The 14,095-nt window shown below is 70.8% G+C and carries 13 protein-coding genes; 10 read left to right on the top strand and 3 right to left on the bottom strand.

Translation table 11 applies throughout. The features are described from left to right. Window positions 1–102 precede the first annotated feature (102 nt). The 3 genes from LY41_RS01635 to LY41_RS01625 form a co-directional block, all read right to left on the bottom strand. Window positions 103–681 (bottom strand): hypothetical protein, encoded by a 579-nt coding sequence (locus LY41_RS01635; protein WP_253862017.1) that lies wholly within the window; start codon window positions 679–681, stop codon window positions 103–105. Further along, window positions 678–1,919, bottom strand: coding sequence for a DUF222 domain-containing protein (locus LY41_RS23765; protein WP_253862016.1), 1,242 nt, complete (start codon window positions 1,917–1,919; stop codon window positions 678–680). Before LY41_RS23765 ends, LY41_RS01635 begins: the two co-directional genes overlap by 4 nt. 173 nt (window positions 1,920–2,092) lie before the next feature. After that, window positions 2,093–3,724: a PucR family transcriptional regulator gene (locus tag LY41_RS01625; protein WP_253862015.1), complete on the bottom strand. Its 1,632-nt coding sequence runs from the start codon at window positions 3,722–3,724 to the stop codon at window positions 2,093–2,095. 108 nt (window positions 3,725–3,832) lie between these two features. Here LY41_RS01625 and LY41_RS01620 point away from each other — a divergent pair, with 108 nt between their 5' ends. The 10 genes from LY41_RS01620 to LY41_RS01575 all read left to right on the top strand — a co-directional run bounded on the left by LY41_RS01620 (window position 3,833) and on the right by LY41_RS01575 (window position 14,022). Continuing rightward, window positions 3,833–5,149, top strand: coding sequence for an aspartate aminotransferase family protein (locus LY41_RS01620; RefSeq protein ID WP_253862014.1), 1,317 nt, complete (start codon window positions 3,833–3,835; stop codon window positions 5,147–5,149). 92 nt (window positions 5,150–5,241) lie between these two features. Next, window positions 5,242–6,741 carry a CoA-acylating methylmalonate-semialdehyde dehydrogenase gene (locus LY41_RS01615; RefSeq protein WP_253862013.1) on the top strand — a complete coding sequence of 500 codons (1,500 nt, stop codon included), beginning with the start codon at window positions 5,242–5,244 and terminating at the stop codon, window positions 6,739–6,741. A 109-nt stretch (window positions 6,742–6,850) separates the two neighbouring features. Continuing rightward, the gene (hrcA, locus tag LY41_RS01610) at window positions 6,851–7,876 is read left to right on the top strand and encodes a heat-inducible transcriptional repressor HrcA (protein WP_253862012.1); all 1,026 of its coding nucleotides are present in this window, start codon (window positions 6,851–6,853) and stop codon (window positions 7,874–7,876) included. A 39-nt stretch (window positions 7,877–7,915) separates the two neighbouring features. Then, complete coding sequence (gene dnaJ / locus LY41_RS01605) at window positions 7,916–9,082, top strand: molecular chaperone DnaJ (RefSeq protein ID WP_253862011.1); 1,167 nt, start codon at window positions 7,916–7,918, stop codon at window positions 9,080–9,082. Further along, window positions 9,079–9,879, top strand: a complete 801-nt coding sequence (locus LY41_RS01600) for a 16S rRNA (uracil(1498)-N(3))-methyltransferase (RefSeq protein WP_253862010.1) — start codon at window positions 9,079–9,081, stop codon at window positions 9,877–9,879. Before dnaJ ends, LY41_RS01600 begins: the two co-directional genes overlap by 4 nt. Window positions 9,880–10,202: 323 nt before the next feature. After that, window positions 10,203–10,586, top strand: coding sequence for a histidine triad nucleotide-binding protein (locus LY41_RS01595; RefSeq protein ID WP_253862009.1), 384 nt, complete (start codon window positions 10,203–10,205; stop codon window positions 10,584–10,586). A 128-nt stretch (window positions 10,587–10,714) separates the two neighbouring features. Further along, a complete protein-coding gene (locus LY41_RS01590) occupies window positions 10,715–11,815 on the top strand; it encodes a PhoH family protein (RefSeq protein WP_253862008.1) in 1,101 nt (366 codons plus the stop codon). After that, window positions 11,812–12,363 (top strand): rRNA maturation RNase YbeY, encoded by a 552-nt coding sequence (ybeY, locus tag LY41_RS01585; RefSeq protein WP_253862007.1) that lies wholly within the window; start codon window positions 11,812–11,814, stop codon window positions 12,361–12,363. The genes LY41_RS01590 and ybeY overlap by 4 nt, the downstream gene beginning before the upstream one ends. After that, the gene (locus LY41_RS01580; protein WP_253862006.1) at window positions 12,360–13,694 is read left to right on the top strand and encodes a hemolysin family protein; all 1,335 of its coding nucleotides are present in this window, start codon (window positions 12,360–12,362) and stop codon (window positions 13,692–13,694) included. The genes ybeY and LY41_RS01580 overlap by 4 nt, the downstream gene beginning before the upstream one ends. Beyond that, window positions 13,687–14,022: a cytidine deaminase-like protein gene (locus LY41_RS01575; protein ID WP_253862005.1), complete on the top strand. Its 336-nt coding sequence runs from the start codon at window positions 13,687–13,689 to the stop codon at window positions 14,020–14,022. The genes LY41_RS01580 and LY41_RS01575 overlap by 8 nt, the downstream gene beginning before the upstream one ends. The last annotated feature ends 73 nt before the right edge of the window (window positions 14,023–14,095 follow it).

The raw sequence follows: 14,095 nt of genomic DNA, 5'->3' as shown, positions 1-14,095 counted from the left end.
GCGTGTTGTTCGTGGTGATCCACACCGAACCCGGAGGCCCTCACCCACATCAAGATCATCAACCCCGTGCCGAGCCGTCACCAACGAGCCCGAACAGCACACCTAGAACGGTGGGCTGTCGTTGTCCTGGTGTTCCGGGGCGGTGGTTTCTCGTTCCGGTTCGGCACGGGCGGTGTGGCGGTGTGCGGGGGCGCGGCGTGCCGACGCCTCGCGTCCCGGCGCCTGGCGTTTCGGGGCGGTGCGTCCCGGGTTCTGTCGTCCCGGGTCCTGTCGTTTCGGGGTGTGGCGTGTGGGGGTGAGGACGGGTTCGCGGTGGGCGGTGTAGGTCGCCCCGTGCGGAGTTGTCACACGGGTGACGCCGTGGACCGGGTCGTAGCGGGCATTCCAGCCGGGCCGGTCTTTGAGTCGGTGATGTCGTCGGCAGCGGGGTCCGCCGTTGGCGACCGACGTCGAACCACCACTGTCACTGTCACTGATATTGGCGGCCCAGGGGTGTTCGTGGTCGTGGTCGCAGTGCCGGGCGGGGCGGTGGCACCAGGGCATGACGCATTCGCGGTCCCGCACCCGCACCAACTCCCGGATCACCGCACTCGGCCGTCGCCTCCTGCGCCCCAGGTCCACCGGCTCACCGGTTCCGGGGTCGCACAACACCGCCCGCCAGATACTCCGCTCATTGGTCATGATTTCGCGCGCGATCGGGCCGGTATGGGCCCGTAGCCGTCCAACTCACAGCCGTCGTCGACCATCGACAGGGCCGCGTCAACGGGCACGTGGAGATACACCATGGCTGCCGCTTCCGGCGGGGAGACACCGGGGTCACGCCCCAGCAGCAGGTCGGCGGCCACGTCGGCCCGTAGCTGGTCCAGGGTGCGGCGGTCACCACCGTGCCGCAGTGATCGGGCCATCGCATCGACCCGCGAATAACAGGCGCCCGCCCGTTCGGCCGGCAGGCTCACTTCCAGTGACGACATCGCGTGTTCGCCGGGCGTGAGTTCGACCTTGCGTTCCGCCCGTGCCCGCCGGGCCCGTTCGACCTGCCCATCGGGATCGGTCTTCTCCACGAGCCGACGCACCCGCTGCGCGAGGTTGCCCGGCTGCCACGCCGTCTCCGGCGCATCCACCAGCCTCTCCGCCAGGAGACCGTCGACTTGGCGGGCGATGTCGTCATCGAGCGGACCGACCACCGCCAGCACCCGCCGCGCCCCGTACGACTCGACCTCACCGTTCTGCATCGCCGCGTGCAGCCGCGGCATCCGCCGCACCACCGACCGCCCATCCTCGATCCGCCGCTCCACCTCCCGCGTCGACACCCGCAACACCGGCGTCAACTCCTCGGCCACACCACGGTCGTCGCCCGCATCCGCCGCGATCGCCGCCAACAGTTCGAGTTCTTCGGCATCGAGCCGCGCCCGCCGAGCCCGAACAACACCGACCCGCTCGATCTCCTCCATCACGTCATCCACAACACCAACCGTATCGAACACACGGTCGAGACAGATATTACACAATAGAGTGACACAGTCCCGGCAGGGCACGTGTAGAGTGTGTCCTGTAATCGAGTGGTTCGAGCGCACGAAGAGGGCGAGGTGACGACGATTTCGACCCGGTCGTAGGCGGCGTGTGTGGCGTAGCGGGGCGGCCGGGTCGCGGAACCGTGTGAGTCGGTCGAATGCGCCCCGTGTCAGACCTGTGTAGCCGCAGGTGTGGAAGAAATCCGCCGAGAGCGAGGTGGGTCCTTCGGCGACCGTGGAATGACTCGACAAGTGCGGGAACGCCGGTCCCGAGGTTCGCGGAGTTGCCGGGCACTCGACGACCATTGCCGCCAAAACCCGCAGATTGGGTGCGGGGGCCGCCGAGACAACAACCACCTCCACCGCGCGGAAAGAAACCGTCACGCCGTCATCGCATTCGAGGTGCACGAACGAACCATTCCACCTCGGCGGACGTTTCCGCGGCGACAAGCGGGAACAGTGTATGGTCGCCCGGTTCATATCCAACCGAATCGATCTGCACATCGGCCCGGCGACGCGCTCCGGAAATGTGTGGGAGAAATCGCGGCGACCTCGCCGCATCCAGTCACCAGGGCCCGTTGCTAGTCGGCTCCCAGTACGTCGTGAATCAGCAGCGCCACATGCAGCGAGACGAGCGACGACGGGTCTTCGAGCGAGACGTCCAACGCCTGTTCGATGCGCGCCAGCTGCTGGTAGTAGGCCGTTCGCGAGGTGTGTGCCGCCGCGGCCGCCGCCGACTTGTTGCCGCCGTGGTCGCAGAATCGGCGGAGGGCTTCGACGAGCCTGCTCCCGGTGGCGGCGTCCTTCGCCAGCAACGGGCCGAGCTCCCGCCGGGCGAAGGCATCGAGCCGGTCGTCGTCCGAGAGCAGATGCAGCAATCCGTACAGGCGCACGTCGTCAAGCCGGTGGTAGCCGGCAGGCGGGTGCTGGTCGCGGTGCAGTGCGGCGGACGCGACGTGGCCTGCCTCGGCGAGGCTCCGGCCGGCCTCTGCGGGCGCGTCCACGGCGGTGCCGACGGCCAGCACGAGCGGTACCGAATGTTTGGCCTGCCGCACCTCCTGGGCGAGCCTGCGCAGCACCGCGTCCGTGTCGGCCCGGGGTGAGAGCGCCAACAGCACCTGCACGCCGATGCCGTCGAGATCGGCCACGAGCGCGGCCACGCGGGCACGCCGGGCCGCGAGCGCGGTCGCTTCGGCGAGGTCGCGCAGCAGCGGCCCGGTGGACGCCGCCGCGGCCGGTCCCGGCAGGTCCGGCAGCCGGGGCCGGATCGCTGCGCCGATCAGCCGGTGCCCGGTCAGCGGAACGTGCAGCGCCTCGGCCCGCGCGACCAGCTCGGCGAGCGGCGTGACCGTCGACGGCGTGGCGAGCAGCTGCGTGAGCACGTCGCGGTGGGCCTGGCGCTCCAGACTGTCGCCGCTCGCGGCCAGCAGGTGATGCACGGCCAGGGCCGACGCCGCGCGCTCGGCCACCACGACGTGCCGGTGCGGCGGCTGATCCCCGCACAGCAGCACCAGCCGCCCCCAATCGCGGCCGCGCGCACCGACGATCGCCACCAGCCTGCCCGAGGCGCGGTCGTAACCCGTGCGCTCGCCGGTCCGCACCTGCCGTGACCGAGTCCGCCAGTCGGCGAGCAGCTCGGCCGGGTCGGTACCGGCCGCGTCGTAGGCCACCACCTCGTGGGCGAGCGTCTCCAGGACGACGGCATGCCCGGTCAGGTGGGCCACCTCGCGCAGCACCACGTGCGGCTCGGCGCCCGCGACGGTCAGCTCGGTGAACGTCTCGTGCACGTGAGCGGCCGCGCGCAGTTCGTCGACCTGGGCGTCGACGATGAGTCCGTTCACCGCCTCGGTCACCGCGACGTACCGGGTCTCGCGTGACAGTGTCACCAGTGGCAGCCGGTGCTTGTCCGCCGCGGTGACCAGCGCCTGCGGGAGCCGGTCGTGCCAGTGCCGCACGAGTTCCACCACCACGCCCGACACACCGGCCGCAGCCAGGTCGTCGACGTACCGGGCCAGTGCGGCGTCGTCGTCCGGCAGGGCGACTCCGGTGGTGAGTACCAGTTCGCCGCCTTTCAGCAGCGGCGCGATCTCGGCGATCTCCGCGACGTGGACCCACCGGACCGGCGTGTCGAGGCCGTCGGAGCCCGCCACGACATGCGGCCCACCCTGGCGCATCACGGGCAGTGCGAGTACGTCGCCGACCGTCGGATACATGTCACCTCCACGAGGGACGTGCCGAACGGCAGACTGTACGGTCCGCCGGGGGAGTACGTACAGATTGTGGGTGGCATCGGCCCGTGCGGCGCGCCGAAACTCGGGGTCATGACGGAACCGGACGTGCCGCACCGCCACCCGCTCGAGAGCCCGCTGCTGGAACGACACCGCGCCGTGCTGCCGAGCTGGATGGCGCTCTACTACGACGAGCCGATCGAGATCGTGCGCGCGAGCGGCAGGCGGGTCACCGACGGCGACGGCCGGACCTACCTCGACTTCTTCGCCGGCATCCTCACCAACGCGATCGGCTACGACGTGGCCGAGATCTCCGACGCCGTGCGCTCGCAGCTCGACACGGGTGTGCTGCACACCTCGACGCTGTATCTGATCCGCAAGCAGGTCGAACTGGCCGAGCGGATCGCCGAGCTGTCCGGCATCCCGGACGCGAAGGTGTTCTTCACCAACTCCGGCACCGAGGCCAACGAGACCGCGCTGATGCTGGCCACGCAGTACCGGCGCAGCAACCAGATCCTGACGCTGCGCAACTCCTACCACGGCAGGGCGTTCGGCACGGTCGGCATCACCGGCAACCGCGGCTGGTCGGCGAGCTCGCTGTCGCCGGTGAAGGTCGGCTACGTGCACGGCGGGTACCGCTACCGAGGCCCGTTCGCCGGGCTCGACGACGCCGGTTACATCGATGCCTGCACCGAGGACCTGCGCGACGTGCTGCGCACCAGCACGTCCGGTGACGTGGCCGCGTTCATCGCCGAGCCGATCCAGGGCGTCGGTGGTTTCTCCACGCCGCCCGACGGGATGCTCGGCGCCTTCAAGGAGGTGCTCGACGAACACGGCATCCTGCTGATCTCCGACGAGGTCCAGACCGGCTGGGGCCGCACGGGCGAGCACTTCTGGGGCATCGACGCGCACGGCGTGACGCCGGACGTCATGACGTTCGCCAAGGGGCTGGGCAACGGCCTGGCCATCGGCGGCGTCGTCGCCCGCGGCGACATCATGGACTGCCTCGGCGCGAACTCGATCTCGACGTTCGGCGGCAACCCCGTGGCCACCGCGGGGGCGCAGGCGACGCTCGACTACGTGCTCGACCACGATCTGCAGGGCAACGCCGCCAAACAGGGCGCGACGCTGATGGCGGGCCTGCGGGACATCCAGAGCCGCCACGACCTCGTCGGTGACGTGCGGGGCAAGGGCCTGATGATCGGGATCGAACTGGTGCGGCCCGGCGGCGACGAGCCGGATCCGGCCGCGGCGGGCCGCGTCCTCGAGGAGACCAAGGCGCGCGGTCTGCTCATCGGCAAGGGCGGACTGTACGGCAACGTGCTGCGTCTCGCTCCGCCGATGACGCTCACCTCGGAGGAGGTCACCGAGGCGCTCGGCATCCTCGGCGAGTCGATCGCCGCCGTCTGAGCCCACCGGACGCACAACCGGCCCGCATGCCGGCCCGCACCGCCCGGCCCGCACCCGCCCATCCGACCGCATCGAACGCCGAGGAGTACGTCGTGAGCGAACACATCACCCATCGGATAGCGGGCAAGTCGTGGTTCGGAACCGCCGAGCGCACCGGGGAGGTGTTCGACCCGGCCACCGGCACGGTGCAGGCCCACGTGGACTTCGCGGGGACCGCGGAGGTCGACGAGGCCGTGCGCGCCGCGGCCGCCGCCTTCCCGGCATGGCGCGACACCTCGCTCGCAGGCCGCACCCGGGTGCTGTTCCGGTTCCGTGAACTGCTGGCGCAGCGGCAGGACGACCTCGCCCGGCTGATCACCGCCGAACACGGCAAGGTCGTCTCGGACGCCGCGGGCGAGGTCGCACGGGCACTGGAGAACGTCGAGTACGCCTGCAGTGCACCCCAGCTGCTGAAGGGCGAGTTCAGCGAGAACGCCTCCACGGGCGTCGACGTGCACTCGACGGCCCGGCCGCTCGGGGTGGTGGGCGTGATCTCGCCGTTCAACTTCCCCGCGATGGTGCCGCTGTGGTTCGTCCCCAACGCGATCGCCTGCGGCAACACCGTCGTCCTCAAACCGAGCGAGAAGGACCCGTCGGCCTCGCTCCTGATCGCGGAGCTGCTCGCCGAGGCGGGCCTGCCCGACGGCGTGCTGAACGTCGTCCACGGCGACAAGGCCGCCGTGGACGCGATGCTCGACCACCCCGGGGTGGAGGCCGTCTCGTTCGTGGGCTCCACCCCGATCGCGCGGTACGTCTACGAGAAGGCCACCGCCGCGGGCAAACGCTGCCAGGCCCTGGGAGGTGCGAAGAACCACATGGCGGTGCTGCCCGACGCCGACCTCGACGGTGCGGCCGACGCCGCCGTGTCGGCGGGCTTCGGCTCGGCGGGGGAGCGGTGCATGGCCGTGTCGGTCGTCGTGGCGGTCGATCCGATCGGCGACGAGCTCGTGGCGAAGCTCACCGAGCGGATCGCCGGCCTGCGCGTCGGCGACGGCAGGGAACCGGACTCGGAGATGGGGCCGCTGGTCACGGCCGCCCACCGGGAACGGGTCGCCTCCTACATCGACGCCGGTCTCGATGCCGGTGCCACGTTGGCCGTCGACGGCCGCGAACCCGGCATCGACGGTGGCGGGTTCTGGCTCGGCCCGACACTGTTCGACCGGGTGCGGCCGGAGATGCCGATCTACACCGACGAGATCTTCGGCCCGGTGCTGTCGGTCGTGCGGGCCGCCTCGCTCGACGAAGCCGTGGAGCTCATCAACGCCAACCACTACGGCAACGGCACCGCCGTGTTCACCGGCGACGGCGGTGCCGCCCGCCGGTTCACGGGCGAGGTCGAGGTCGGCATGGTCGGCGTCAATGTGCCCATCCCGGTGCCGGTCGGCTATTACAGCTTCGGCGGCTGGAAGGACTCGCTGTTCGGCGACAGCCACGCCTACGGCCCCGAGGGCTTTCACTTCTTCACCCGCCGCAAGGTCGTCACCTCGCGGTGGCCCTCGACGGCGGGCGCCGCGAGCGGCGGCGTCAACCTGCGCTTTCCCGGCAACACGTGATCCCGTCGGCCACGAGCGCCCCGTAAACTCGGCGGGTGAGAGGCTGCGGCGTCGTCGGCGCGGCCGACACCGCCGGGCAGTCCGGCCGTGACGGGTGAGGAGGTGCTTGTTGGCCAGCGCGGACGAGCGGCGCTTCGAGGTGCTGCGCGCGATCGTCGCCGACTACGTGTCCGAGCAGGAGCCGGTCGGTTCCAAGGCTCTGGTCGACCGGCACGACCTCGCTGTCTCCAGCGCCACGGTGCGCAACGACATGGCCTCGCTGGAGGAGGACGGCTACATCACCCAGCCGCACACGAGTGCGGGCCGGATCCCCACCGACAAGGGGTACCGGCTGTTCGTCGACCGGCTCTCGGAGATCAAGCCGCTCTCCACGGCCGAGCGCAGGGCCATCCACCGGTTCCTGGACGGCGCGAACGACCTCGACGACGTGCTGCGCCGGTCCGTGCGCCTGCTGGCCCAGCTCACCCGCCAGGTCGCCGTCGTCCAGTACCCGACGCTGACCAACTCGACCGTGCGGCACGTCGAGGTCGTGCCGCTGACGTCGGCGCGGCTGATGCTCGTGCTGATCACCGACACGGGCCGGGTCGATCAGCGCACCGTCGAACTCGGCGACGTCCTCGGTGAGGAATCCGTCGCATTACTGCGCGACCAGCTCAACAACGCGCTGGCGGGCCGTAAACTGGCGGATGCGGCGGCAAAGGTGTCGGAACTGCCCGAACAGGGGCCTCCGGAGCTGCGCGAGGTCATGACCCGGGTGGCCACGACGCTGGTCGAATCGCTGGTCGAGGACCCCGAGGACCGGCTCGTGCTCGGCGGGACGGCGAACCTGACCAACAGCGTCGCCGACTTCCCCGACTCGCTGCGGGAGGTGCTCGAAGCGCTCGAGGAACAGGTCGTCGTGCTGAAGCTGCTGGCCGCCGCACGCAACCCCGGTTCGGTCACGGTGCGCATCGGTGAGGAGAATGAAGACGCGCAGATGCGGAGCACGTCGGTCGTATCGATCGGGTACGGGTCCGATGATCTGCTGCTGGGTGGCATGGGTGTGGTCGGTCCGACACGGATGGACTACCCCGGGACGATCGCCGCGGTACGCGCGGTGGCCAATTACGTGGGCCGGATCCTGGCCGGCGGTTGACCCCGGTTTCAGGTGCGGTACTAGGAGGACGTCGAAACGGTGGCGAGGGACTACTACGGAACTCTGGGCGTGTCGAAGGACGCGAGCGACCAGGAGATCAAGCGGGCCTACCGCAAGCTCGCGCGTGAGTTGCACCCCGACGTCAACCCGTCCGAGGACGCGCAACAGAAGTTCGGCGAGGTCACGACGGCCTACGAGGTGCTGTCCGACCCCCAGAAGCGCAAGGTCGTCGACCTGGGTGGCGACCCGATGGACGGCGGCGCCGGTGCGGGCGGTGGCCGCGGTGGCGGCGACCCGTTCAGCGGCTTCGGTGGCTTGGGCGACATCATGGACGCCTTCTTCGGCGGGGCCGGCGGTGGCGGCCGGGGCCGGGGGCCGCGCAGCCGGGTCCAGCCCGGGTCGGACGCGCTGATCCGGCTGCAGCTGACGCTCGAAGAGTGCGCGACGGGTATCGACAAGGAGATCGCCGTCGACACGGCCGTGCTGTGTGACGAGTGCCGCGGCGCCGGCATGGGCGAGAACGGCTCGGTGGCCACGTGCGACACGTGCGGCGGTCAGGGCGAGGTGCAGTCGGTGCAGCGCTCGTTCCTCGGCCAGGTCGTCACCGCCCGGCCGTGCCCCGCGTGCCAGGGCCTCGGCGAGAAGATCACCGACCCGTGCCGCAAGTGCAGCGGCGACGGTCGCGTGCGCGCCCGTCGCAACGTCTCGACCAAGATCCCGGCCGGCGTCGGCGACGGCATGCGCATCCGCCTGTCCGGGCAGGGTGAGGTCGGTCCGGGCGGCGGTCCGGCCGGCGACCTGTACGTCGAGATCGACGAGGAACCGAACGAGGTCTTCGAACGCCAGGGCAACGACCTGCACTGCCGACTGCGGATCCCGATGACCAGCGCTGCGCTCGGTGCGTCCGTGCCGCTCGAGACGCTGATCGACGGTGAGGTGGACGTCGAGATCGAACCGGGCACGCAGCCGGAGACCGAGCTCGTGTTCACCGGCAAGGGCATGCCGCGGCTGCGGTCGTCCGGCCGCGTCGACGGCCGGGGAGACCTGCACGTCCACGTCGACGTCGTGGTGCCGTCGAAGGTGGACGAGGAGCAGGCGGACCTGATCCGGCAGCTGGCGAAGCTGCGCGGCGAGGAGGCGCCCGAGCTCGCGGGCAGCGGCGCCCACCGCGGTGGGCTGTTCTCCAAGCTGCGCGCGAAGAAGTGACCGCGGGCGGCGACGGTGCCGGCGGGGAGACCGGCCGGGAGTCGTCGCCGCCGGAGTCGACGCCTCCGGTGTTCCTGGTCGACGCGCTGCCTCCGGGCGAGCACGCGGTGCTCGACGGCGAGGAGGCGCGGCATGCGGTGACCGTACGGCGCACCCGGGCGGGCGAGCGCCTGACGCTGTCCGACGGCGCCGGCGGGCTCGCCGACTGTGCCGTCGACGCCGTCGCACCGGGTCGGCATCCGTCGCTCGAGGTCACGGTGCTGGGGCGACGCGAGGACCCGCCGCCGCAGCTGCGGGTGACGATCGTGCAGGCGCTGGCGAAGGGCGACCGCGGTGAGCTCGCCGTCGAACTGGCCACCGAAGCGGGGGCGGACGCCGTCCTGCCGTGGCGTGCCAGCCGCAGCATCGCGAAGTGGGACGACGGGCCGCGGGGTGCGAAGGCGCTCGCCCGCTGGCGCACCGCTGCGCGGTCCGCGGCGAAACAGGCACGACGTGGACGCGTACCCGAGGTGCCCGAGCCGGTCGACACCACAGGCCTGGCGGCGCTCGTGGCCGGGGCCGGCGGCGGGTACCTGCTGGAGGCGACCGCCGAGGCCGGCCTGAAGGATGTGGCGCTACCCGTCCGCGGTGAGCTGTACCTGATCGTCGGTCCGGAAGGGGGCGTCACCGCCGAGGAGCTGACGGCGCTCACGCGAGCCGGCGCCGTCGGCGTGCGCCTCGGTCCGGACGTGCTGCGGACGTCGACGGCGGGCGCGGTGGCCCTCGGTGCCCTCGGTGCGCTGACCGCGCGATGGTGACCGTTCACCGATGCACTCGGTCGACGAACGGTCGGTACGGTCGCTCGTCCACGGCACGACAGTTACGCTGGTTAACGATCGGTCGGATCCGCTGCCGGTCGGCTCTGCAGTGTTCGACGCTGCAGTGTTCGGCGCTGCCGCGTCCGGCCGATACGCCGAGACCACGCCGGGCACCTCCCCCTCGGCCCGGCGGAGCCGCGGCGCGGGTGGCACGCGTCCCCCACGTTCCACCTGCGCCGCGGTGTTTCGGCCTGCGGTATATCGGCCGTCGCCGCCGTGCCGGTGTCCGCAGGCCCTCGTGCCGGCCAGCTACAGTTTCCGCCATGAGTGAGCCCGACCCGTCGGAAACCCTGTTCGAGCGGATCATCGCGCGCGAGATCCCGGCCGACATCGTCGAGGAGACGACCACCACGCTGGCGTTCCGCGACATCTCCCCGCAGGCTGCCACGCACGTGCTCGTGGTGCCCAAGACGCGGTACCGCGACGTGGGCGAGCTCGCGGCGGCCGATCCGGCGCTGCTCGCCGACGTGATCGCCACCGCACACCGGGTCGCCGACCTCGACGGCCTGGTGGAGAGCGGCTATCGCGTCGTGTTCAACACCGGAGCCGATGCCGGGCAGACCGTTTTCCACGTCCACGCCCACGTGCTGGGCGGGGAACAGCTCGGCTTCTTCGGGCGTTATCAGGAGAAGCCGGACGAAGGCTGATACCACGCGCCGGGAGCACCGGGGAGCCGAGAATCCGGGAGCCCTTGCGCCGGTACGGCCGTTAGCATGGCAGGCAGACATCCGTTACCGACCGGCACGATGAGTGCAGAAGGCAGGCCAGAGGCCACGTGGCCGGAACCGTTCCGCAGCAGACGCCCGAGACCGGCGGTACGCAGGCGCGCTCGAAGCTCCCGATTCCCGACGCGGCCACGCTGGCGCTGCTCGGGTCGAGCGATGAGAATCTGCGGGTCATCGAAGAACTGCTCGACGCCGATGTGCACGTCCGGGGCAACGAGGTCACGCTGACCGGCGAGTCCTCCGCGGTCGCCTTCGCCGAGCGGGCGTTCGGCGAGCTCGTCGCACTCGCCTCCAAGGGGCAGCAGCTCGGACCCGACGCGGTGCGCCGCACCGTCGGCATGTTGTCGGCGGGCAACGCGGAGTCCCCGGCCGAGGTCCTGAGCATGGACATCCTGTCGCGGCGCGGGCGCACCATCCGGCCGAAGACGCTGAACCAGAAGCGCTACGTCGAGGCCATCGACCAGCACACCATCGTGTTCGGTATCGGCCCCGCCGGTACCGGCAAGACGTATCTGGCCATGGCGAAGGCCGTCCAGGCGCTGCAGGCCAAACAGGTCAACCGCATCATCCTCACGCGGCCGGCCGTCGAGGCGGGAGAGCGGCTCGGGTACCTGCCGGGCACGCTGAACGAGAAGATCGACCCGTACCTGCGGCCGTTGTACGACGCGCTCTACGACATGGTCGACCCCGAGTCGATCCCGCGGCTGATGCAGGCGGGCACCATCGAGATCGCCCCGCTCGCCTACATGCGTGGCCGGTCGCTCAACGACGCCTTCGTGATCCTCGACGAAGCACAGAACACCACGCCCGAGCAGATGAAAATGTTCCTGACCCGGCTCGGGTTCGGGTCGCAGGTCGTCGTGACCGGCGACATCACCCAGGTCGACCTGCCGGGCGGACAGCGCAGCGGACTGCGAATCGTGCGCGAGATCCTCGACGGCGTCGATGATCTGCATTTCTCGACTCTGACCAGCAGTGACGTCGTGCGGCACAAGCTCGTCGGCGACATCGTGGACGCCTACGAGAAGTGGCAGGCCACGCAGGACGCAGCGGCAGGCGAGACGTCCGCTCCCGGCGCTGCGGACGGGCGCGGTGGCGGCGGTCGCGGCAGGTCCGCGGGCAACGGCAAGCACAGCGAGGATCGCGCGTGAGTATCGAGATCGCCAACGAGTCCGGAGTCGGCGTCGACGAGGAGTCGATCGTGTCGGCCACCAGGTTCGCCCTGGACCAGATGGAGGTGAGCCCGCTCGCCGAACTGTCGGTGCTGCTGGTGACCCTCGACGTCATGGAGGACCTCCACGAGCGGTGGATGGATCTGCCGGGGCCGACCGACGTCATGGCGTTCCCCATGGAAGAGATGGAAGGGACCCGCAGGCCCGACGCACCGGACGACACCGCCGCGCTGCTCGGCGACATCGTGCTGTGCCCGGCCTTCGCGCGTGACCAGGCCAAGCAGGCGGGCCACGCGCTGATGGACGAGCTGCACCTGCTGACCGTCCACGGCACGCTGCACCTGCTCGGCTACGACCACGCCGAGCCGGCCGAGGAACGCGAGATGTTCGGCCTGCAGAACCGCATCCTCGCCGACTTCCAGGCGGCGCAACTGGAGGAGTCCCGCCGGGAGGCGCAGCGCAGCGTCGACGACCGTCTGCTCGGCGCCGCCGGGCTCGACGGAGGGACGAACCAGGAGACACCGTGAGCAGTACCGCGGCCCTGATTCTGGCCGTCCTGCTGGTACTGCTGGGCGGCGTCTTCGCCGCGGCCGACTCGGCGGTGAGCGCCGTGTCGCAGGCGCGTGCCGAGGGCATGGTCCGTGCGGGCCGCACCGGTGCGCGCCAGCTCGTGGCCGTCATCGGGGAGCGCAGCAGGCACATCAACCTGCTGATGTTGCTGCGCCTCGCCTGTGAGCTCACGGCGACCGTGCTCGTCACCGTCGTCAGCATCCGCTGGTTCCAGCAGGACTGGTTGGCCGTCGCCGGCGCCGGCGTGGTGATGGTGGTGGCCAGTTACGTGCTCGTCGGCGTCGGGCCGCGCACGATCGGCAGGCAGCACCCCTATCCCGTCGGGCTGATCGTGGCCGGTCCCGTCCGTGTGCTGGGCACGATTCTCGGACCGCTCAGCAGGCTGCTCATCGCGGTCGGCAACGCGATCACGCCGGGCAAGGGTTTCCGCGAGGGTCCGTTCACCACCGAAGCCGAGTTGCGCGAACTCGTCGACCTCGCCGGTGAGCGCGGTGTCGTCGGTACCGACGAACGCGAAATGATCCACTCGGTGTTCGAACTCGGCGACACCGTGGCCCGTGGCGTGATGGTGCCGCGGACCGAGATCGTGTGGATCGAGCAGACCAAGACCGTGCGGCAGGCCCTCGCCCTGTCGATGCGGACCGGGTTCACGCGGCTGCCGGTGATCGGCGAGACCGCCGACGACATCGTCGGTGTGGTGAACCTGAAGGATCTGGTGCAGGCGGCCATGGCCGCAGGCGGCAACGCCCGGCCGGTCGCGGAGCTCATGAGCCCGGCCGCGTTCGTGCCCGATTCGAAACGGCTCGACGGTCTGCTCAACGAGATGCAGGTGTCCCGGCACCACCTGGTCATCGCGGTCGACGAGTACGGTGGCACGGCCGGGCTGCTGACCATCGAGGACGTCCTCGAGGAGATCGTCGGCGAGATCACCGACGAGTCCGACTCCGAGGAACGGCCCGACGTGGAGGAACTGGCCGACGGCGCCGTGCGGGTCTCGGCACGGCTGGGCATCGACGACCTGAGCGAGCTGTTCGACGTCGACCTGTCCGATCACGACGTCGAAACGGTCGGCGGGCTGCTGGCGCAGCGGCTGGGCCGGGTGCCGCTGCCCGGCGCCGAGGCGGAGATCGGCGAGTTGCGGCTGCGGGCCGAGGGCGGCAAGGACCGCCGTGGCCGGATGCGGATCACCACGGTCGTCGTGCGCTGCACTTATGAGAACGCGGACCGGCCGCAGCGAACCAACGGAAGCGACGAGAGTGACAGCGATAGGAGCGTCGAACATGCCTGACCTCGACCCGGAGGACGAGAAGCTCGTCATTCTGGCGCGCTCGACGCGGGCGCGGATCCAGGCCGCCGAAGGGGCGGCGGTGCGCGACACCGACGGGCGGACCTACGCGGCGGCGACGATCGACCTGCCGTCGCTGACGCTCACGGCGGTGCAGGCCGCGGTGGCGGCTGCGGTGTCGAGCGGGGCCGAGGGACTCGAGGCGGCGGCAGTGGTGACGGCGGAGCCGCTCGTGGCGGAGGAGTCGGTGCACGCGGTGCGCGACCTGACGGCCGACGCACCGGTGCTGCGCGCCGACCCGGCGGGGGACGTGCAGGAGACCGTCCGGTGACGGGAGCCGGTGATCACGGGCGGGACGACGACGGCGGCACGGACGAGCCGGGCGACGACCTCGCCGCGAAGCT

The organism is Prauserella halophila, from assembly GCF_024171895.1.
Classification (GTDB): Bacteria; Actinomycetota; Actinomycetes; order Mycobacteriales; family Pseudonocardiaceae; genus Prauserella; species Prauserella halophila.
Note: the sequence above shows the minus strand (reverse complement) of the source record. Positions and strands in the feature narration are given on the sequence as shown.